Source organism: Enterobacter sp. K16B (genome assembly GCF_020216105.1).
Lineage (GTDB): Bacteria > Pseudomonadota > Gammaproteobacteria > Enterobacterales > Enterobacteriaceae > Enterobacter > Enterobacter sichuanensis.
This window is the reverse complement of sequence record NZ_JAIWJZ010000052.1, coordinates 1-21,563: the sequence shown is the minus strand read 5'-3', so window position 1 is coordinate 21,563 and position 21,563 is coordinate 1. Positions and strand designations below refer to the sequence as shown.

Below are 21,563 nucleotides of genomic sequence, written 5' to 3'. Positions count from 1 at the left end.
AAGGGGGACTCGGTAATGATATGCGCCGATGCTACAATGTACGCCGACTAATGTTAACCCTCTGGAGCTGTTCGTGTCCTCATTGCCGGTCGCCGTCGTCCTTCCTGAGCTTCTCGCTGCCTTACACCATGCCCCTCAGGTTTTGCTTAACGCGCCTACGGGCGCCGGTAAGTCGACCTGGCTGCCGCTACAGATCCTGAAAGACGGGAACATCAGCGGGAAAATTATCCTGCTGGAGCCGCGCAGGCTGGCCGCACGCAACGTGGCGCAGCGTCTGGCGGAACTGCTGGACGAAAAACCGGGGGAGACGGTGGGGTACCGCATGCGCGCCGAAACCTGCGTGGGGCCGTGCACGCGGCTTGAGGTGGTGACCGAAGGGATCCTCACCCGCATGCTGCAAAACGATCCGGAGCTGACCGGCGTCGGGCTGGTGATCCTGGATGAATTCCACGAGCGCAGCCTGCAGGCGGATCTGGCCCTGGCGCTGTTGCTGGACGTGCAGCAGGGGCTGCGCGACGATCTTCGGCTGCTTATCATGTCGGCGACGCTGGATAATGAGCGGCTGCAGCAGGCGTTGCCGCACGCGCCGGTCATTAGCTCGGAGGGACGCGCATTCCCGGTCGAGCGGCGCTACCAGCCGCTGCCAGCGCATCAGCGTTTTGATGAGGCCGTGGCCATCGCAACCGCAGAACTGCTGCGTCAGGAACCCGGCTCGCTGCTGTTGTTCTTACCCGGCGTGGGCGAGATCCAGCGCGTGCAGGAACAGCTGACCTCCCGCGTAAGCAGCGATGTCCTGCTGTGCCCGCTCTACGGTGCGCTGTCGCTGGCCGAACAGCGTAAAGCGATCCTGCCCGCGCCTGCGGGACAGCGTAAGGTGGTGCTGGCGACCAATATTGCTGAAACCAGTTTGACCATTGAAGGGATTCGCCTGGTGGTGGACAGCGCCCAGGAGAGAGTGGCCAGTTTTGACCCGCGTACCGGGCTGACTAAGCTTCTGACGCAGCGTATTAGCCAGGCGTCGATGGTGCAGCGCGCGGGCCGTGCGGGACGTCTTGAGCCGGGTATCTGCCTGCATTTGACCAGCGCGGAGCAGGCTGAACGCGCGGCACAACAAAGTACGCCGGAAATTTTACAAAGCGATCTGTCCGGACTGGTGATGGAACTGCTGCAATGGGGCTGCCCGGACCCCGCCCAGCTGACCTGGCTTAATCCTCTGCCAGCCGTCAACCTTGCCGCTGCGCGGGCTTTACTGACTCAGCTTGGCGCCCTGGACGGTGAGCGGTTGTCCTCCCGCGGGCAAAAAATGGCCGCACTGGGGAACGAGCCCAGGCTGGCCGCCATGCTGGTGGCGGCAAAGGGGGATGATAAAATCGCTACGGCTGCGAAACTGTCCGCTATCCTTGAGGAGCCGCCACGCGGAGGCAGCAGCGATCTGGCCCAGGCCTTTTCGCGCAATCAGGGAAACTGGCAGCAACGGGCGCAGCAGCTGTGTAAGCGGCTTAACAGCCGCGGCGGCGTGCCAGACAGTGAGAGTATCCCACGGCTTCTGGCGCAGGCGTTTCCGGACCGGATTGCCCGTCGGCGCGGGCTGGATGGTCGCTACCAGCTGGCAAACGGTATGGGCGCGATGCTGGACAGCGATGACGCCCTGACGCGCCATGAGTGGCTGATCGCACCGCTGTTGCTGCAGGGAAGCCACTCTCCGGATGCGCGGATTTTGCAGGCCATTGCCGTGGATATCGACACCCTGACCCGCGCGTGCCCGCAGCTGCTCCAGCAGTCCGACATCGTCGAGTGGGATGATGCGCAGGGTACGCTGAAGGCATTTCGTCGCAGTCAGATAGGTAAACTGACCCTCGGGACGAAGCCGCTGGCGAAGCCGTCGGAAGAGGAACTGCATCTGGCGATGCTGAACGGCATTCGGGAAAAAGGATTAGGTGTTCTGAACTGGACACCGGAGGCCGAACAGTACCGTATTCGTCTGCACTGCGCCGCGCGCTGGCTGCCAGAATATGCCTGGCCGGCGGTGGATGATGACACGTTACTTGCATCGCTGGAAACCTGGCTACTGCCGCAAATGAGCGGTGTACACTCGCTTCGGGCGCTGAAAGCGCTTGATGTTAAGGTCGCGTTACAGAATTTACTCGACTGGTCGTTACGTCAACGTCTGGATAGTGAACTGCCAGGGCATTACACTGTGCCGACCGGCAGCCGGATTGCCATTCGTTATCACGAGGATAATCCGCCGGCGCTGGCGGTACGGATGCAGGAGATGTTTGGGGAGGCGTCCACGCCGTCCATCGCCGAAGGACGTGTTCCGGTGGTGCTTGAACTGTTGTCGCCCGCGCATCGTCCGCTGCAGATCACCCGCGATCTGGGGGCGTTCTGGGCGGGGAGCTACCGTGAAGTGCAAAAAGAGATGAAGGGGCGTTACCCTAAACACGTCTGGCCTGACGATCCAGCGAATACGGCGCCGACGCGGCGGACGAAGAAGTATTCGTGATGCAGGGGAAAGAGGGGAGTGCGGCCTGGACAGTGCGGCCTGATGCCCTCACCCCGGCCCTCTCCCACGGGGAGAGGGAGAAAACAAATTTTGAGAGATTTCTTCTTTCACAGACCGGTGGAAGAAAAGAGAATCGGGCCTTTGCGCCTGAAAGTTGCGGAGAAAAAGCATGGCGGGGAATGACCGCGAGCCAATAGGACGTAAGGGAAGACCAACGCGTCCGGCGAAAGAAAAGGTAAGCCGTCGTCGCCTCAGAGATGAGGACTATGACGATGACTATGAAGACGATTATGAGGATGAAGAACCGATGCCGCGCAAAGGAAAAGGCAAAGGGCGTAAGCCTCGGGGCAAACGCGGCTGGTTCTGGCTGCTGCTGAAGCTGTTTATTGTTTTTGTTGTGCTGATGGCGATCTACGGCGTGTATCTGGATCAGAAGATCCGCAGCCGTATCGACGGTAAAGTCTGGCAGTTACCTGCGGCGGTGTATGGCCGTATGGTGAACCTTGAGCCGGATATGTCCATCAGTAAGAACGAGATGGTCAAACTGCTGGAAGCCACGCAGTATCGCCAGGTATCGAAAATGACGCGGCCTGGCGAATTTACCGTGCAGGCAAACAGCATTGAGATGATCCGCCGTCCGTTTGACTTCCCGGACAGCAAAGAGGGGCAGGTGCGCGCGCGTCTGACCTTTGACGGCGATCGTCTGGATACCATTGAGAACATGGATAACAACCGTCAGTTCGGTTTCTTCCGACTCGATCCCCGTCTGATCACCATGCTCTCATCAGCAAACGGCGAACAGCGTCTGTTTGTGGCGCGTAACGGCTTCCCGGATCTGCTGGTGGACACCCTGCTGGCAACCGAAGACCGTCACTTCTACGAGCACGATGGCATCAGCCTCTACTCGATTGGCCGTGCGGTTCTGGCTAACCTTACTGCGGGGCGTACCGTGCAGGGGGCAAGTACGCTTACTCAGCAGCTGGTGAAGAACCTGTTCCTCTCCAGCGAACGCTCTTACTGGCGTAAAGCTAACGAAGCGTACATGGCCGTGCTGATGGATGCGCGCTACAGCAAGGATCGTATCCTTGAGCTGTACATGAACGAGGTGTACCTCGGTCAGAGCGGCGATAACGAAATCCGCGGCTTCCCGCTGGCGAGTCTGTATTACTTTGGTCGTCCGGTCGAAGAGCTAAGTCTGGACCAGCAGGCGCTGCTGGTGGGCATGGTGAAAGGGGCGTCCATCTACAACCCATGGCGTAACCCGAAACTGGCGCTGGAACGTCGTAACCTGGTACTGCGTCTGCTGCAACAACAGCAGGTGATTGACCAGGAGCTGTACGACATGCTGAGCGCGCGTCCGCTGGGCGTTCAGCCGCGCGGTGGGGTGATCTCGCCTCAGCCGGCGTTTATGCAGCTGGTGCGTCAGGAGCTGCAGAGCAAGCTGGGTGATAAAGTGAAAGATCTTTCCGGCGTGAAGATCTTCACTACCTTCGACTCCGTGGCGCAGGATGCGGCAGAAAAAGCGGCGGTGGAAGGCATTCCGGCACTGAAGAAACAGCGTAAGCTCTCCGATCTTGAAACCGCGATGGTGGTGGTTGACCGTAACAGCGGTGAAGTTCGCGCGATGGTGGGCGGGGCTGAGCCGCAGTTTGCGGGTTACAACCGTGCCATGCAGGCGCGTCGTTCGATCGGTTCTCTGGCAAAACCGGCGACCTATCTCACTGCCCTGAGTCAGCCAAATCAGTATCGCCTGAATACCTGGATTGCGGATGCGCCGATCTCCCTGCGTCAGCCTAACGGCCAGGTCTGGTCACCGCAGAACGATGATAAACAGTTCAGCGGCCAGGTGATGCTGGTGGATGCGTTAACGCGCTCCATGAACGTGCCAACGGTCAATCTGGGGATGTCGCTGGGCCTGCCGGCCATTGTCGACACCTGGCAGAAACTCGGCGTGTCGAAAGATCAGCTGCACCCGGTGCCTGCGATGATCCTCGGTGCGCTTAACCTGACGCCGATCGAAGTGGCGCAGGCGTTCCAGACCATTGCCAGCGGCGGTAACCGTGCACCGCTGTCAGCGCTGCGTTCGGTGATTGCCGAGGATGGCTCCGTACTGTATCAGAGCTTCCCGCAGGCGGAGCGTGCCGTTCCTGCTCAGGCTGCCTATATGACGCTGTGGACGATGCAGCAGGTTGTGCAGCGCGGCACCGGGCGTCAGCTGGGGGCGAAGTATCCGGGTCTGCATCTGGCGGGTAAAACCGGGACCACCAACAACAACGTTGATACCTGGTTCGCCGGTATTGACGGGCGTGAAGTGGTGATCACCTGGGTAGGCCGCGATAATAACCAGCCGACCAAGCTGTACGGTGCGAGCGGGGCGATGTCGATTTACCAGCGTTATCTGGCTAATCAGTCTCCGGTTCCGCTGAACCTGGTTGCGCCGGAAGACATCGTTGATATGGGCGTGGACAGCTCCGGTAACTTCGTCTGCGGCGGCGGGATGCGTACCCTGCCAGTCTGGACCACAAACCCGGACTCGCTGTGCCAGCAAAGCCAGCCAGAACAGCCAACCGGTAACCCGTTTGAGCAGTCTTCTCAGCCACAGCAGCCGCAGCAGCAACAGCCGCAGCAGCAGAATGAGAAGAAAGACAGCGACGGTGTAGCAGGCTGGATTAAGATATGTTCGGCGGTAACTAATCGCCTCAGGTCCCCCCGCAAGGGGGGATTTTTTTACCCATTCCCCCCATTTTTTTAACCCTCTTTTTAATACTGATTAACCCTTCGTTTTCTCCTGGTTATTTCTTAAACCCTTAATTCTCGTAGGGCCGCGTACTGCTTGCTTTGCAGCCAACGTTTCGCCTATTATGCTGCGGTCATAATAATAATTCTCGTTTACGTTATCATTCACTTTTCCATCAGAGATACACCATGGCGCTTTCCAATACTGCTCAGCCAATTAACACGTCGCTGCGTAAAATCGCGGTCGTTGTAGCCACAGCGGTTGCCGGCATGTCGGCTTATACACATGCTGCCGAAACCCCAAAAAAAGAAGAAACCATTACGGTAACCGCAGCACCAGCGGCACAGGAGAGTGCCTGGGGGCCGGCTGCAACCATCGCAGCGAGACAATCCGCGACCGGGACCAAAACGGATACCCCCATCCAAAAGGTACCGCAGTCAATTTCTGTAGTAACAGCTGAAGAGATGGCGCTGCATCAGCCGCGCTCGGTTAAAGAAGCTCTGAGTTACACGCCAGGCGTTGCGGTAGGCACCCGTGGTGCATCCAACACCTATGACTATTTGATTATCCGTGGCTTTGCGGCCGATGGTCAGACACAAAATAACTACCTCGATGGCATGAAAATGCAGGGGAACTTCTATAACGACGCGGTGATCGATCCTTATATGCTGGAGCGCGCCGAGATCATGCGCGGTCCGGTTTCCGTTCTGTATGGCAAAAGCAGCCCTGGTGGCTTGCTGAATATGGTAAGTAAGCGCCCAACCACCGAGCCGCTGAAAGAGATCCAGTTCAAAGTAGGTACGGATAGCCTGTTCCAGACCGGGTTTGATTTTAGTGATGCCATCGACGACGACGGCGTTTACTCTTATCGCTTAACGGGTGTAGCGCGCTCTAATAACGCTCAGCAGGAGCGTGCAGAAGAGCAGCGTTATGCCATCGCGCCATCTTTCTCCTGGCGTCCTGATGAGAAGACGACCTTTACGTTCCTCTCTTATTTCCAGAACGAGCCTGAAACAGGTTACTACGGCTGGTTACCGAAAGAGGGGACGGTCGATCCGTTGCCAAACGGCGATCGTCTGCCGACTGACTTCAACGAAGGCGCGAAGAACAATACCTATTCCCGTAACCAGAAAATGGTGGGATATAGCTTCGACCACGAATTCAACGATACCTTTACCGTGCGCCAGAACCTGCGCTTTGCCGAGAATAAAACCTCGCAAAACAGTGTTTACGGTTATGGCGTCTGCACCGATCCGGCGAATGCAGGCAACAAACAGTGTGCGGCGCTGTCCCCTGCTGATAAAGGGCATTATCTGGCGCGTAAATACGTTGTCGATAATGAAAAACTGCAGAACTTCACCGTTGATACTCAGCTGCAAAGCAAATTCGCTACTGGCGAGGTGGATCACATTCTGCTGACCGGCGTTGACTTTATGCGCATGCGGAATGACATCAACTCCTGGTTCGGTTATGACGACTCGGTTCCGCTGCTGGATCTTTATCATCCTGTGAACAGCGATTTTGATTTCGGTGCAAAAGATCCGGCTAACTCAGGTCCTTACCAGGTCCTGAACCGCCAGAAGCAGACTGGTCTTTATGTTCAGGATCAGGCGCAGTGGGATAAAGTGCTGGTCACGTTGGGCGGCCGTTATGACTGGGCCGATCAGGAGTCCTATAACCGTGTGTTCAATACCACGTCCAAACGTGATGACACCCAGTTTACCTGGCGTGGCGGTGTTAACTACCTGTTTGATAACGGTGTAACCCCGTACTTTAGCTACAGCGAATCGTTTGAACCGGCTTCGCAGACTGATGCTCAGGGTAAACTGTTCTCTCCGTCTAAAGGCAAGCAGTACGAAGCGGGCGTGAAATACGTTCCGGACGATCGTCCGATTGTCGTCACCGGTGCGTTGTACCAGTTAACCAAAACCAACAACCTGATGGCGGACCCGGCGGGCTCCATCTTCTCGGTTGAGGGCGGTGAAATCCGTGCCCGTGGCGTAGAGCTGGAAGCGAAAGCGGCACTGTCTGCGAGCGTTAACGTTGTCGGCTCCTATACCTACACCGATGCGGAATACACCACCGATACCAATTACAAAGGCAACACGCCTGCACAGGTTCCGAAACATATGGCATCGTTGTGGGGTGATTACACCCTCTTTGATGGCGCGCTTTCCGGCCTGACGTTGGGTACCGGCGTGCGTTATACCGGTTCAAGCTATGGCGATGCGGCGAACTCCTTCAAAGTGGGCAGCTATACCGTCGTCGATGCGCTGGTCCGATACGATCTGGCTCGCGTTGGTATGGCCGGTTCGAACGTGGCGCTGCACGTGAATAACCTGTTCGATCGTGAGTACGTTGCCAGCTGCTTCAACACCTACGGTTGCTTCTGGGGTGCTGAACGTCAGGTTGTTGCCACCGCGACCTTCCGCTTCTAACCGCTCTTTGGGCACGGTTCGCCGTGCCCTTTTTATTTAAGTTGGCTGATATGCAGGATAATCAAACGCAACCCGACACCACCTTTACGCTCAACCATCTCTCCTTTCGCGTACCCGGACGCACGCTGCTGCATCCGCTCTCTCTGACGTTTCCGGCTGGTAAAGTCACGGGCCTGATTGGTCACAACGGCTCCGGTAAATCCACGCTGCTCAAAATGCTGGGCCGTCATCAGCCGCCTTCAGAAGGCGACATTCTGCTGGACAACCAACCGCTGGAGAGCTGGAGCAGTAAAGCCTTCGCGCGTAAAGTGGCCTATCTGCCGCAGCAGCTGCCGCAGGCGGAAGGGATGACGGTACGCGAGCTGGTGGCCATTGGGCGTTATCCCTGGCATGGCGCGCTGGGGCGCTTCGGCGTCGCCGACAGGGAGAAAGTGGAAGAGGCGATTGCGCTGGTGGGACTAAAACCGCTGGCGCACCGGCTGGTGGATAGCCTCTCCGGCGGAGAGCGTCAGCGCGCGTGGATTGCGATGCTGGTGGCGCAGGACAGCCGCTGCCTGCTGCTCGACGAGCCGACCTCCGCGCTGGATATTGCCCACCAGGTCGACGTGCTGGCGCTGGTGCATCGCTTAAGTCAGCAGCGGGGTCTGACGGTGATTGCGGTCCTGCATGATATCAATATGGCCGCGCGTTATTGTGACTACCTTGTCGCGCTACGTGGTGGCGAGATGATTGCACAGGGCTCGCCGTCCGAGCTGATGCGCAGTGAAACGCTGGAACGTATTTACGGTATTCCGATGGGGATTCTGCCTCACCCGGCCGGGGCTGCGCCGGTGAGCTTTGTATACTGATGCTGAATAACATACTTATCAGCCGCCGCCGCCTGCTGACGGCGATGGCGCTCTCACCGCTGCTGTTAAAAATGACGCCGGCGCGCGCTGCCGCCGTCGATCCACACCGTATTGTGGCCCTGGAGTGGCTGCCGGTCGAGCTGATGATGGCGCTCGGCGTTACGCCCTATGGCGTGGCGGATATTCCCAATTACACCCTGTGGGTGAATGAGCCGAAACTGCCGGACTCGGTGATCGACGTCGGCCTGCGTACCGAACCAAACCTCGAGCTGCTCACCCAGATGAAACCGTCATTCCTGTTCTGGTCGGCGGGCTACGGTCCATCTGAAGAGGTCATGGCACGCATTGCGCCAGGACGCGGATTCGCATTCAGCGACGGTAAAAAACCGCTGAGCGTGGCGAAAAACTCGATTAACGAGATGGCGCATTTCCTCAATCGCGAGGCCGAGGCCAAACAGCATCTTCAGGAATTTGATGACCTGATAGCTACGTTAAAACCGCGTTTTGCGCACCGGGGCGATCGCCCGCTGCTGATGGTGACGCTGCTGGATGCCCGCCATATGCTGGTCTTCGGTAAAAACTGCCTGTTCCAGGAAGTGCTCGACAGTTTTGGCATCCGTAATGCCTGGGAAGGGGAGATGACGTTCTGGGGCAGCACCGCCGTGGGTATCGACCGCCTGGCGGCGTTTCGTGATGTGGATGTGCTCTGTTTTGACCACGGGAACGAACGTGACATGCAGACGCTGATGGCGACACCGCTGTGGCAGGCGATGCCGTTTGTGCGTGAGCAGCGCTTCCAGCGCGCTCCGGCGGTCTGGTTCTACGGCGCGACGCTGTCAGCCATGCACTTTGCCCGGGTGCTGGATAACGCGCTGGGAGGTAAGGCATGAGCAAGCGTATCGCCCGCTTCCCGGTGTTGCTTTTGGCCGTACTTTTCCTCGCCGCGCTGGGATTAACCTGGTTCAACCTCTCGGCAGCGCTGCCGCGTGGACAGTGGGGCGGCGCGCTGGCCGCACCGGATATCGATAACATTCAGCAGATGCTGTTCCACTACAGTCTGCTGCCGCGTCTGGCGATCTCGCTCCTGGTGGGGGCCGGTTTGGGGCTGGTGGGTGTTCTGTTCCAGCAGGTTTTACGTAATCCACTGGCGGAGCCCACGACGCTCGGCGTCGCGACCGGCGCGCAGCTTGGGATCACGGTCATCACGCTGTGGTCCCTGCCGGGGGCGCTGGCCTCGCAGTTTGCCGCACTCGCGGGCGCGTGCGTGGTGGGGGCGCTGGTCTTTGGCGTGGCCTGGGGCAAACGTCTTTCTCCCGTGACGCTGATTCTCGCCGGGCTGGTGGTGAGCCTCTATTGCGGGGCGATCAACCAACTGCTGGTGTTGTTCCATCACGATCGGCTGCAAAGCATGTTCCTGTGGAGTACCGGCACGCTCACCCAGACCGACTGGAGCGTCGTGCAGCGTCTGTGGCCACAGCTGGCCGGCGGCACCGTACTGACGCTGTTGCTCCTGCGTCCACTCACGCTGATGGGACTGGATGATGGTGTGGCGCGTAATCTGGGGCTGGCGCTGTCGCTGGCACGCCTGGCCGCATTGACACTGGCGATTGTATTGAGTGCCCTGCTGGTGAACGCGGTTGGCATCATCGGGTTTATCGGCCTGTTTGCCCCGCTGCTGGCGAAAATGCTCGGAGCGCGTCGTTTGCTGGCGCGTCTGCTGCTGGCCGCGCTGATTGGGGCGCTGATCCTCTGGCTTTCCGATCAGCTGATTCTCTGGCTGGCGCGGGTGTGGCGGGAAGTCTCTACCGGGTCGGTCACGGCGCTTATCGGTGCGCCGCTTCTGCTCTGGCTGCTGCCGCGTCTGCGCAGCATGAGCGCGCCGGCGATGGATGCGGGCGATAAAGTCTCTGCTGAACGTCAGTCGGTGCTGTGGTTTAGCCTTGCCGGTCTGGCGGTGCTGGTTATCGCCTCGTTTACTGCGCTCGCTTTCGGGCGCGATGCGGCGGGCTGGCACTGGGCAACGGGCGAGTTGCTTAACGAATTGCTGCAGTGGCGCTGGCCGCGTATCTTCGCTGCGCTGATCGCCGGCGTGATGCTGGCGGTAGCGGGGTGCATCATTCAGCGTCTGACCGGCAACCCGATGGCGAGCCCGGAAGTGCTCGGGATCAGCTCTGGCGCCGCCTTTGGCGTGGTGTTGATGCTGTTCTTTGTACCGGGCAATGCGTTTGCCTGGCTGATGCCTGCCGGTAGTCTCGGTGCGGCGGCCACGCTGATGATTATCCTCATCGCTGCCGGTCGCGGCGGATTTTCTCCGCACCGAATGCTGCTGGCCGGGATGGCGCTCAGCACCGCGTTTACGATGCTGCTGATGATGCTGCAGGCGAGCGGTGACCCGCGTATGGCGAAGATCCTGACCTGGATTTCCGGCTCAACGTACGGTGCTACCGGCAGCCAGGTTGTCTGGTCCGGGATCGTGATGATCGTGCTGCTGGCGATGGTCCCGCTGTGCCGTCGCTGGATGACCATTCTGCCGCTCGGCGGTGAAACCGCGCGTGCGGTGGGCATGGCGCTGACGCCAGCGCGTGTGGCTCTGCTGCTGCTGGCGGCGTGCCTGACGGCGACGGCCACCATGACGATCGGACCGCTGAGTTTTGTGGGATTAATGGCGCCGCATATTGCGAGAATGATGGGATTCCGCCGGACGATGCCGCATATTGTGATGTCTGCCCTCACGGGCGGGGTCATGCTGGTGTTTGCGGACTGGTGCGGAAGAATGGTGCTGTTCCCGTATCAGATCCCGGCGGGTCTGCTGTCGACCTTCATTGGTGCGCCGTATTTTATTTATCTGTTGAGAAAGCAGAGTCGGTAATAAAAGTAAACGGCAATCCTTAGATTGCCGTTTTAGTGTTTGCTCCCTCTCCCTGTGGGAGAGGGTTGGGGTGAGGGCATCAAGCCGCTCATCTTAGAGCTTCGCAAACACCTTACGCGCCGCGTCGATGGTGTTATTGATATCTTCTTCGCTGTGCGCCACGGACATAAAGCCTGCTTCGAACGCTGACGGCGCCAGGTAGACGCCTTCTTCCAGCATCAGGTGGAAGAAGCGCTTGAAGCGTTCGACGTCACATTTCACCACGTCCTGATAGCAGGTCACGGTTTTCGCATCGGTGAAGAAAATCCCGAACATGCCGCCCACGTGGTTCACAACCAGCGGAATACCGGCTTCTTCTGCCGCGTCAAGCAGTCCGTTTGCCAGCTGCGTGGTCAGCTCAGTCAGGGTTTCATGAATACCCGGTTGAGCCACTTCGCTCAGACAGGCAAAACCTGCCGCCATCGCAATCGGGTTACCGGAGAGCGTGCCTGCCTGGTAGACCGGGCCGGTTGGTGCCAGGGCTTCCATAACGTCCTTACGCCCACCAAATGCCCCGACCGGCATGCCGCCGCCGATGATTTTGCCAAGACAGGTCAGGTCTGGCTCAACGCCATAATAAGACTGGGCACCCGCCAGCGCCACGCGGAAGCCGGTCATCACTTCGTCGATGATCAGCAGGGCGCCAAATTCATCGCACAGGGCACGCAGGCCAGGCAGGAAATCAGGCTGCGGTGGGATGCAGTTCATGTTACCCGCAACAGGCTCAACGATAATGCAGGCGATCTCCTGCGGATACTGCTCGAACGCCGCGCGAACGGTAGCCAGATCGTTGTAGGTGCAGGTCAGAGTATGTTTGGCGAAATCTGCCGGTACGCCAGGGGAGTTTGGCTGGCCGAGGGTCAGCGCGCCGGAGCCCGCTTTCACCAGCAGGCAGTCCGCATGACCATGGTAACAGCCTTCAAATTTGACGATCTTATCGCGGCCAGTGAAGCCACGCGCCAGGCGGATGGCGCTCATGGTCGCTTCGGTACCGGAGTTCACCATACGCACCATGTCCATGGTGGGCACCAGCTCGGTGACCAGCTCCGCCATTTTCACTTCCATCTCGGTTGGCGCACCGAAGCTCAGGCCGCGCTGTGCGGCTTCGATCACCGCGTTACGGATAGCCGGGTGGTTGTGGCCCAGCACCATCGGGCCCCAGGAGCCGACATAATCGATATAGGCTTTGCCATCGACATCATACAGATACGCGCCGTCAGCACGTTCGATAAACAGCGGCGTACCGCCCACGCCGGTAAAGGCGCGCACAGGTGAGTTCACGCCACCCGGAATAAGCTCGCGGGCTGCACTGTAGAGGTTTTCAGACTTGCTCATGGCGTCGTTCCTGGTTCGTATAAAATGATTAAGCACATTATTCTAAGTGATCCGCGAAAGGTAATGAAATTTTTGCCCGTTTTCACGGCTAAACAATTGTTAAGTATTTTTCACGGGAAGATGCGACGCACTCTGGTAAAATCCCTGCGGCTATTTGTATGACGAAAAGAAACGGTAATGAAAGCAGACCTCCCCACTTTCGAAGAACAGCAGTTCAGACGTGCCCAACACCGTATCAGCATCCGGCGGCTGATTAATCGCGATAAAACGCCGCTGGCAATCCTGCTCGCCGCTGCCGTGGTGGGTACCCTCGCGGGTCTGGTTGGTGTGGCGTTTGAAAAAGCGGTGAATGCCGTCCTCAACTGGCGAGTGGGAACCGTAGCCGGTTTCGCCGATAACCCCTGGCTGGTCTGGGCTGGGGCATTCTGGCTCTCTGCGCTGTTTGCCATGGTGGGCTATTTTCTGGTGCGCAAATTTGCGCAGGAGGCGGGGGGCTCGGGCATCCCGGAAATTGAAGGTGCGCTGGAGGAGTTACGCCCGGTGCGCTGGTGGCGGGTGATCCCGGTGAAATTTATCGGTGGTATGGGCACCCTCGGTGCGGGGATGGTGCTGGGACGTGAGGGGCCGACCGTACAGCTGGGCGGGAACGTCGGGCGTATGGTAGGGGACCTGTTTCGGATGCGCAGCGCGGAAGCGCGCCATACGCTGCTGGCCACCGGTGCGGCAGCGGGGCTTTCAGCCGCGTTCAACGCGCCGCTGGCGGGGATTTTGTTCATCATCGAAGAGATGCGCGCCCAGTTCCGCTACAACCTTATCTCCATAAAAGCGGTCTTTACCGGCGTCATTATGTCGAGCATTGTTTATCGCATTTTTAATGGCGAAAGCCCGGTGATAGAAGTGGGGAAACTGACCAATGCGCCGGTGAATACGCTGTGGCTTTACCTGATCCTCGGCATGATTTTTGGCGTGGTGGGCCCGCTGTTTAATACCTTTATTTTACGCGCTCAGGATATGTTCCAGCGTATTCACGGTGGGAATACAACCAAATGGGTACTTATGGGCGGCCTGCTGGGGGGGATGTGTGGGGTGCTCGGCTTTATTGAACCGAACGCCGCCGGCGGCGGGTTCGGGCTGATCCCGATTGCGGCTGCGGGGAACTTCAGCGTGGGCCTGCTGCTGTTTATGTTTATCTCCCGTGTCATCACCACGGTGCTCTGTTTTTCCTCCGGTGCGCCCGGCGGGATATTCGCCCCGATGCTGGCGCTGGGAACGCTGCTCGGCCCTGCCTTTGGCATGGCGGCCGAGGCCGGTTTTCCGGCATACCATCTGGAAGCTGGCACCTTTGCGATTGCCGGAATGGGGGCGCTGCTGGCGGCGTCCCTGCGTGCGCCGTTGACCGGGATCGTGCTGGTGCTGGAGATGACGGACAATTACCAGCTCATTTTGCCAATGATCATTACCTGCCTCGGCGCGACACTATTAGCCCAATTCCTGGGTGGAAAACCGCTATACTCCACCCTCCTTGCGCGTACTCTGGCAAAACAAGAGGCTGAACGGGCCGCAACGCAGAATACTTGAATGAATTACCAGGGTATTAGATAATGACATAAAGAATTGGGTGAATTTTACCCAATAGCAGTAGCAGTATTCATGGGAGCATAAGATGAGTGATGATGTAGCTGTGCCGCTGGAATTTACCGAAGCAGCAGCCAACAAAGTGAAAACCCTGATTGCCGACGAAGACAATCCGGATCTGAAACTGCGTGTCTATATTACCGGTGGCGGCTGCAGCGGCTTCCAGTATGGTTTTACCTTTGACGATCAGGTCAATGATGGCGATATGACAATCGAGAAGCAGGGTGTCGCACTGGTGGTTGACCCGATGAGCCTGCAATATCTGGTGGGCGGTTCGGTGGATTATACCGAAGGCCTGGAAGGTTCGCGCTTTGTGGTGACCAACCCGAATGCGACAAGCACCTGCGGGTGTGGTTCTTCGTTCAGTATTTAAGAGGGTGCGGGCTGATGCCCTCACCCCGGCCTCTCCCACAGGGAGAGGGAGAAAAGACTAAAAACGGTAACCTTGCGGTTACCGTTTTGCGTTTACCTGTCATCCAGCGCAAACGTCGGCAGCTTCAGATGCCAGCGTATCGCCGCTAAACGTATCAACAGCGTCACGACCATTCCCAGCATCGCTGCATTTTCCAGTGGGATCGCAAAGGTGTAATACGCGGTCGCGTGAACAATGCCGCCTGCAATGCAGGCCGTTGCGTATATTTCAGTACGCAGGATCATCGGCACTTCACGCGCCAGAATGTCGCGTATGATCCCGCCGCCCACGCCGGTTAAAACGCCCATGCAGATCGCCACCATCGGGCCGGTACCCGCATTAAACGCCTTGTTTACGCCGATCCCGACAAACACAGCCAGGCCCACCGCATCCAGTACCGGCAGTATCCATTTCGGTAATCGGCGAGGCTGGCGAACCAGCACAATGGTTAACAGGCAGGTGACCATCGCCACCACCAGATCGGTCGGATCTTTTACCCAAAATACCGGGCCATTTGCCAGCGCCATATCACGGATAGTCCCACCTCCCACGGCGGTGACTACGCCCAGCACCAGCACGCCAAACGGATCCATGCGTAGTTTTCCGGCGAGCAGGACGCCGGAGATAGCAAAAACGGCTGTGCCAAGAATATCCAGCCAATAAACGAGCATCGTTAAATCCTCGAACGAATGTTAGTGACTCTCTGCCAGCGCGGCACAGAGCTGTTTTGCGGCGAGGATAATACGCGGGCTGGCGCGTTCAAACCAGTCGCTGTTGAGCGGGATCACCGGAATTTTTAGCTGCCTTTGCCAGAATTGTTCAATTTTAGGAATCTCGCTCGCATTTCCGACCACGACAATAGCCTGTGGCTGGCGCGCCAGAACCTGTTCACGGCTTACCTGGGGCCACGGTACGCGGCTGGCCGCAAAAATATTCTCACCACCACAGACTTCCAGTACCTGGTTCTGAATCGATCCCTTTCCGGTGGTGAACAGCGGCTGGCTGCCAAACTGCAGGAAGATGCGCTTTTTCACGGGCGTGTCGTAGCGGGTTTTTAGCGCGGCATAGTCGCTGAGCATCTGTCTGGCGGCATCTTCCGCCTTTTTGGGGGTTGGGCTATAGGGAGCCAGGGCGCGTAGCGCCTGCGCGACTTGTTCAATGCTCACCGCGTCAACCCACATCACCCTGATGCCAAGCGAGGTCAGCTGGTTGACCTGCCGCTCGGCGTTGCCGCCGCGCCAGGCCAGCACGAGATCCGGTTTAAGCGCCACGATGCGCTCAAGGTTCATCCCTTGCCAGGTTGCCACCTGTTCAATGCCTGCGGCTTGCGGGGGATAATCGGAAAAGCTGCTCACGCCAACGGGGGTAATGCCGGCGGCAAACGCCAGTTCCGTGTTCGCGGGGGAGAGCGTAATCACACGCGGTACCGCATAGAGCCACAGCGGTGCGAAAAGAAGCAGGGCGGCCAGCGCCCTGATGCTATGTTTAGCCACGTGCCAGAGTCTGCACCAGGCGTTCCACCATCACGGTGGACTGTTTTGCCGCAACGGTCAGGAACTCGTCGAAGCTGATGTGGGACTGCTGGTCAGCCACGTCAGAGATGGCGCGAACCACCACGAACGGCACGCTGAAGTTATGGCAAACGTGAGCGATCGCGGTCGCTTCCATCTCAACGGCCACTGCCTGCGGGAAGTTATGGCGGATTTTCGCCAGACCCACGGAGCCATTGATAAACGCATCGCCGCTGACAATCAGGCCGCGTACCGCGTTGAGATTGAGCTCCGCAATGCAGGTTTCTGCCGCGGCAATCAGTTTGTCGTCAGCCTTGAATCCTGCCGGACACCCCGGGAGCTGGCCGTACTCGTAGCCGAAGGCGGTCACGTCAGCATCGTGGTAGCGCGCTTCGTCGGAGACCACGATATCACCCACTTTCAGCGTCGGCGCCAGGCCACCTGCAGAGCCGGTATTAACGATCACGTCCGGCTTGCAGCGCTCAAGCAGCAGGGTTGCACCCAGCGCAGCAGCCACTTTACCGATGCCTGATTTCAGCAGAGCCACGTCAACACCGTTCAGCTGACCGGTGTAGATCTCACACCCCCCCAGAGAGAGTGTCTGACGGTTCTCAATTTTGTCACGCAGCAGCGTAACTTCTTCTTCCATTGCACCAATAATGCCGATTTTCATAGATTTACTCGCGATGTGCCTTGTTAAGATGCATAGTCTATCATGCGGTTAAGGGGAAACGCATTCTCAGGCGGGGGAGCACATGTCACCAATCGATTTTCGCACCAAAATTAACTGGCACCGACGTTTCCGTTCGCCGCAGGGCGACAAGAGCGAACATGAGATCCTGCGTATCTTCGAAAGCGATCGCGGACGGATCATCAATTCGCCCGCCATCCGTCGTTTGCAGCAAAAGACCCAGGTGTTTCCACTTGAGCGTAATGCCGCGGTGCGCACGCGCCTGACCCACTCCATGGAAGTGCAGCAGGTGGGGCGCTATATTGCCAAAGAGGTGTTGAGCCGCCTGAAAGAACAGCGTTTGCTGGAAACCTATGGTCTGGACGAACTGACGGGACCCTTCGAGAGCATCGTTGAGATGGCCTGCCTGATGCATGACATCGGCAATCCGCCTTTCGGTCACTTTGGTGAGGCGGCAATTAATGACTGGTTTAAACAACGGCTATACCCCTCGGATGCGGTCAGTCAGCCTCTCAGCGATGACCGCTGCATCGTACGCGATCTCCGCCTGCGTGAAGGTGAAGAGGGGTTGAACGATCTGCGGCGTAAAGTGCGCCAGGATCTCTGTCATTTCGAGGGTAACGCCCAGGGCATCCGGCTGGTCCATTCACTGATGCGTATGAACCTGACCTGGGCCCAGGTCGGCTGCATCCTGAAATATACCCGCCCCGCATGGTGGATGGGGGAGCCGCCTGCGTCTCACAGTTATTTAATGAAAAAACCGGGCTATTACCTTTCTGAAGAGGCCTATATTGAACGGCTGCGTAAAGAACTCTCTTTGACGCCAAACGGCCGCTTTCCATTGACCTGGATTATGGAAGCCGCGGATGATATTTCCTATTGCGTGGCCGATCTGGAAGACGCCGTTGAGAAAAGAATCTTCAGCGTCGAGGAACTTTATCAGCATCTTTATGCGGCCTGGGGGCCACATGAAAAAGGGTCGCTGTTTGCGCAGGTTGTCGAAAATGCCTGGGAAAAATCACGCTCAAATACATTAAGCCGCAGTACGGAAGATCAATTCTTTATGTATTTGCGGGTCAATACATTAAATAAACTGGTGCCGTATGCGGCGTCGCGCTTTATTGATAATTTACCGCTGATTTTCGACGGGGAATTCAATCATGCGCTGCTGGAAGATGACAGTAGTTTCAGTCAACTGCTCGAACTTTATAAACATGTGGCGATGCGGCATGTGTTCAGCCATCCGGATGTTGAACAGTTAGAGCTGCAGGGCTACCGGGTAATCAGTGGGTTACTGGAAATTTATTCCCCGTTGCTTCAGCTGTCGGTCGACGAGTTCAGTGAGCTGGTGGAACACGAGCGCGTGCGCCGAATACCTATTGAATCGCGACTTTATCAGAAACTCTCTACCCGTCATCGTCTGGCGTATGTCGAAGCAATGAGCAAGCTGGATCGCCATTCTCCTCAATGGCCGGTGATGGAATATTATTATCGCTGCCGTCTTATCCAGGACTATATCAGCGGCATGACCGACCTGTATGCCTGGGATGAATACCGCAAGCTCATGGCGGTGGAATAACCCCGGAGTTTTGTAAAGACGACCAATAAATTTTTACCTTTTCCATAAACTTATCGCCGGAACTAAGCGGTATAAAATGAATCTGAGTTACACAGCAATTTTGCGTTATCTGTAAATCGAGATTGAGAAACATGAAAAAAACCACATTAGCAATGAGTGCACTGGCTCTGAGTTTAGGTTTAGCGCTGTCTCCTCTGACTGCTACTGCAGCCGAGACCGCGTCGTCGGCAGCAACCGCGCAGCAGATGCCAAGCCTGGCACCGATGCTCGAAAAAGTGATGCCATCAGTGGTGAGTATTAACGTTGAGGGTAGCACGACCGTCAATACGCCGCGCATGCCGCGTAACTTCCAGCAGTTCTTCGGCGACAACTCGCCATTCTGCCAGGACGGTTCACCTTTCCAGAGCTCTCCGTTCTGTCAGGGCGGTGGTGCAGGGGATGACAGCCAGGGCGGCAGCCAGCAACAGAAATTCATGGCGCTTGGCTCGGGGGTCATTATTGATGCAGCGAAAGGCTACGTCGTGACCAACAACCACGTTGTTGATAACGCTAACAGCATTAAAGTTCAGCTCAGCGATGGCCGTAAATTCGACGCTAAAGTGGTCGGTAAAGATCCGCGCTCTGATATCGCGCTGATCCAGATTCAGGATCCGAAAAACCTGACGGCGATTAAGATTGCCGACTCCGACGCGCTGCGCGTGGGTGACTATACCGTCGCAATCGGTAACCCGTTCGGTCTGGGCGAAACGGTGACCTCCGGTATCGTCTCTGCCCTGGGACGCAGTGGCCTTAATGCCGAAAACTATGAAAACTTCATCCAGACGGATGCGGCGATCAACCGCGGTAACTCCGGCGGCGCGCTGGTCAACCTGAATGGTGAACTGATCGGTATCAACACCGCGATCCTGGCCCCGGACGGCGGCAACATCGGTATCGGCTTTGCGATCCCAAGTAACATGGTGAAAAACCTGACCGCGCAGATGGTGCAGTATGGCCAGGTGAAACGCGGTGAGCTGGGTATCCTCGGTACGGAGTTGAACTCCGAACTGGCGAAGGCGATGAAGGTTGACGCCCAGCGCGGGGCATTCGTCAGCCAGGTGATGCCGAACTCCTCTGCCGCAAAAGCGGGCATTAAAGCGGGGGATGTGATCACCTCCCTGAACGGTAAACCGATCAGCAGCTTTGCCGCCCTGCGTGCGGAAGTGGGTTCCATGCCGATTGGCAGTAAAGTCACCCTCGGCCTGTTGCGCGACGGCAAGGCGGTTAACGTCAGCCTGGAACTGCAGCAGAGCAGCCAGAATCAGGTTGATTCCAGCACCATCTTCAGCGGGATTGAAGGTGCCGAGATGAGCAACAAAGGGGCAGACAAAGGCGTGGTGGTGAACAACGTGAAGGCGAATTCACCAGCAGCCCGTATCGGCCTCAAGAAAGGCGATGTGATCATGGGCGCTAACCAGCAGCCGGTGAAAAACATCGCGGAACTGCGCAAAATTCTCGACAGCAAGCCTTCCGTGCTGGCGCTCAATATCCAGCGTGGTGATACCTCTATTTACCTGCTGATGCAGTAATCCTCTTAAGCCCCTGTACGCAGGGGCTTTCTCTTTTCTGTGACCCTTTCCACAAGTCCATACTTCTCACCCCGGCTTTGTGCATCTGCACAATGCGACCCTAATGGAACTCCCCTATGCTTGAGCTCTGCTCACAGGAGGGTTACATGGCTGGCTGGCATCTTGATACCAAAATGGCGCAGGATATTGTGGCGCGCACCATGCGCATCATCGATACCAATATCAACGTAATGGATGCCCGTGGGCGCATTATAGGTAGCGGCGATCGTGAACGGATTGGGGAATTGCACGAAGGTGCGCTGCTGGTGCTTTCCCAGGGGCGGGTCGTGGATATCGACGATGCGGTAGCGAAACATCTTCACGGTGTTCGTCAGGGTATTAATTTACCGCTGCGCCTGGAAGGGGAAATTGTTGGCGTTATTGGCCTGACCGGGGAACCGGAGTCTCTGCGAAAATATGGCGAGCTGGTCTGTATGACGGCTGAAATGATGCTGGAGCAGTCGCGCCTGATGCACCTGCTGGCGCAGGACAGCCGTCTGCGCGAAGAGCTGGTGATGAATCTTATTCAGGCGGAAGAGCATACGCCTGCACTCAGTGAGTGGGCGCAGCGTCTGGGGATCGATCTGAACCAGCCGCGCGTGGTGGCGGTGATTGAGGTGGATAGCGGCCAGCTTGGCGTGGATAGCGCGATGGCGGAGCTGCAGCAACTGCAAAATGCGCTGGCGACGCCGGAACGCAATAATCTGGTGGCGATTGTTTCTCTGACGGAAATGGTGGTGCTCAAACCGGCGCTTAATCAGTTTGGTCGCTGGGATGCGGAAGATCATCGCCGTCGTGTGGAGCAGCTGATTGCGCGTATGCAGGAGAATGGTCACCTGCGTTTTCGCGTTGCACTGGGAAATTACTTTACCGGGCCGGGCAGTATCGCCCGCTCGTGGCGGACTGCACGTACCACCATGATGGTGGGCAAACAGCGGATGCCGGAAAGCCGTAGTTACTTTTATCAGGATCTGATGTTGCCGGTGTTGCTCGACAGCCTGCGTGGCGGCTGGCAGGCCAACGAGCTGGCGCGCCCGTTGGCACGCCTGAAAGCGATGGACAATAACGGTCTGCTGCGCCGGACGTTACAGGCGTGGTTCCGTCATAACGTGCAGCCGCTGGCAACGTCGAAGGCGCTGTTTATTCACCGCAATACCCTGGAGTATCGGCTCAACCGGATTTCGGAACTGACGGGGTTAGATCTGGGGAATTTCGACGACAGGTTGCTGCTGTATGTGGCGTTGCAGCTGGATGAACAGCGATGATGCTTTTTGCCGGGTGGCGGCTTCGCCTTACCCGGCCTACATGATGGTTTTCTCCCTCTCCCTGTGGGAGAGGGCCGGGGTGAGGGCATCAGGC

14 protein-coding genes and 1 pseudogene are annotated in these 21,563 nt (G+C 57.6%); 11 read left to right on the top strand and 4 right to left on the bottom strand.

Annotated features, from left to right (window positions below; genetic code table 11):
• The first annotated feature begins 73 nt into the window (after window positions 1-73).
• The 6 genes and pseudogenes from hrpB (at window position 74) to fhuB (ending at window position 11,395) form a co-directional block, all read left to right on the top strand.
• On the top strand, window positions 74-2,503 hold the full coding sequence (gene hrpB / locus LDK53_RS11820; protein ID WP_225287274.1) for an ATP-dependent helicase HrpB: 2,430 nt from the start codon (window positions 74-76) through the stop codon (window positions 2,501-2,503).
• Window positions 2,504-2,672: 169 nt separating this feature from the next.
• Window positions 2,673-5,197: pseudogene (gene mrcB / locus LDK53_RS11815) on the top strand (bifunctional glycosyl transferase/transpeptidase).
• A gap of 231 nt (window positions 5,198-5,428) precedes the next feature.
• Window positions 5,429-7,678, top strand: coding sequence for a ferrichrome porin FhuA (gene fhuA / locus LDK53_RS11810; RefSeq protein WP_025756803.1), 2,250 nt, complete (start codon window positions 5,429-5,431; stop codon window positions 7,676-7,678).
• 50 nt (window positions 7,679-7,728) lie between these two features.
• On the top strand, window positions 7,729-8,526 hold the full coding sequence (gene fhuC / locus LDK53_RS11805) for a Fe3+-hydroxamate ABC transporter ATP-binding protein FhuC (RefSeq protein WP_045285869.1): 798 nt from the start codon (window positions 7,729-7,731) through the stop codon (window positions 8,524-8,526).
• Window positions 8,526-9,416 (top strand): Fe(3+)-hydroxamate ABC transporter substrate-binding protein FhuD, encoded by an 891-nt coding sequence (fhuD, locus tag LDK53_RS11800; RefSeq protein WP_045285870.1) that lies wholly within the window; start codon window positions 8,526-8,528, stop codon window positions 9,414-9,416. Before fhuC ends, fhuD begins: the two co-directional genes overlap by 1 nt.
• Window positions 9,413-11,395: a Fe(3+)-hydroxamate ABC transporter permease FhuB gene (fhuB, locus tag LDK53_RS11795; protein WP_225287273.1), complete on the top strand. Its 1,983-nt coding sequence runs from the start codon at window positions 9,413-9,415 to the stop codon at window positions 11,393-11,395. The genes fhuD and fhuB overlap by 4 nt, the downstream gene beginning before the upstream one ends.
• A gap of 93 nt (window positions 11,396-11,488) precedes the next feature.
• Here the strand turns inward: fhuB and hemL are convergent, their stop codons facing one another.
• On the bottom strand, window positions 11,489-12,769 hold the full coding sequence (hemL, locus tag LDK53_RS11790; protein WP_225287272.1) for a glutamate-1-semialdehyde 2,1-aminomutase: 1,281 nt from the start codon (window positions 12,767-12,769) through the stop codon (window positions 11,489-11,491).
• Between the two features lie 177 nt (window positions 12,770-12,946).
• Between hemL and clcA the strand changes: the two genes are divergently transcribed.
• Together clcA and erpA are read left to right on the top strand one after the other, a co-directional pair.
• Window positions 12,947-14,347 (top strand): H(+)/Cl(-) exchange transporter ClcA, encoded by a 1,401-nt coding sequence (gene clcA / locus LDK53_RS11785; protein WP_225287271.1) that lies wholly within the window; start codon window positions 12,947-12,949, stop codon window positions 14,345-14,347.
• Window positions 14,348-14,432: 85 nt separating this feature from the next.
• Window positions 14,433-14,777, top strand: coding sequence for an iron-sulfur cluster insertion protein ErpA (gene erpA / locus LDK53_RS11780; RefSeq protein ID WP_008501923.1), 345 nt, complete (start codon window positions 14,433-14,435; stop codon window positions 14,775-14,777).
• A 92-nt stretch (window positions 14,778-14,869) separates the two neighbouring features.
• Here the strand turns inward: erpA and LDK53_RS11775 are convergent, their stop codons facing one another.
• The 3 genes from LDK53_RS11775 to mtnN are packed head-to-tail and all read right to left on the bottom strand — an operon-like array spanning window position 14,870 to window position 17,000.
• Window positions 14,870-15,487, bottom strand: a complete 618-nt coding sequence (locus LDK53_RS11775; protein WP_128339258.1) for a TRIC cation channel family protein — start codon at window positions 15,485-15,487, stop codon at window positions 14,870-14,872.
• A gap of 21 nt (window positions 15,488-15,508) precedes the next feature.
• Window positions 15,509-16,309, bottom strand: a complete 801-nt coding sequence (btuF, locus tag LDK53_RS11770; protein ID WP_225287270.1) for a vitamin B12 ABC transporter substrate-binding protein BtuF — start codon at window positions 16,307-16,309, stop codon at window positions 15,509-15,511.
• Window positions 16,302-17,000, bottom strand: coding sequence for a 5'-methylthioadenosine/S-adenosylhomocysteine nucleosidase (gene mtnN / locus LDK53_RS11765; RefSeq protein WP_025756811.1), 699 nt, complete (start codon window positions 16,998-17,000; stop codon window positions 16,302-16,304). Before mtnN ends, btuF begins: the two co-directional genes overlap by 8 nt.
• A gap of 82 nt (window positions 17,001-17,082) precedes the next feature.
• On the opposite strand from mtnN, the gene dgt reads away from it, so the two are divergent.
• The 3 genes from dgt to cdaR all read left to right on the top strand — a co-directional run bounded on the left by dgt (window position 17,083) and on the right by cdaR (window position 21,469).
• The gene (dgt, locus tag LDK53_RS11760; protein ID WP_225287269.1) at window positions 17,083-18,597 is read left to right on the top strand and encodes a dGTPase; all 1,515 of its coding nucleotides are present in this window, start codon (window positions 17,083-17,085) and stop codon (window positions 18,595-18,597) included.
• A gap of 131 nt (window positions 18,598-18,728) precedes the next feature.
• The gene (gene degP, locus LDK53_RS11755; RefSeq protein WP_225287268.1) at window positions 18,729-20,165 is read left to right on the top strand and encodes a serine endoprotease DegP; all 1,437 of its coding nucleotides are present in this window, start codon (window positions 18,729-18,731) and stop codon (window positions 20,163-20,165) included.
• 146 nt (window positions 20,166-20,311) lie between these two features.
• Window positions 20,312-21,469 (top strand): DNA-binding transcriptional regulator CdaR, encoded by a 1,158-nt coding sequence (gene cdaR, locus LDK53_RS11750; protein ID WP_025756814.1) that lies wholly within the window; start codon window positions 20,312-20,314, stop codon window positions 21,467-21,469.
• The last annotated feature ends 94 nt before the right edge of the window (window positions 21,470-21,563 follow it).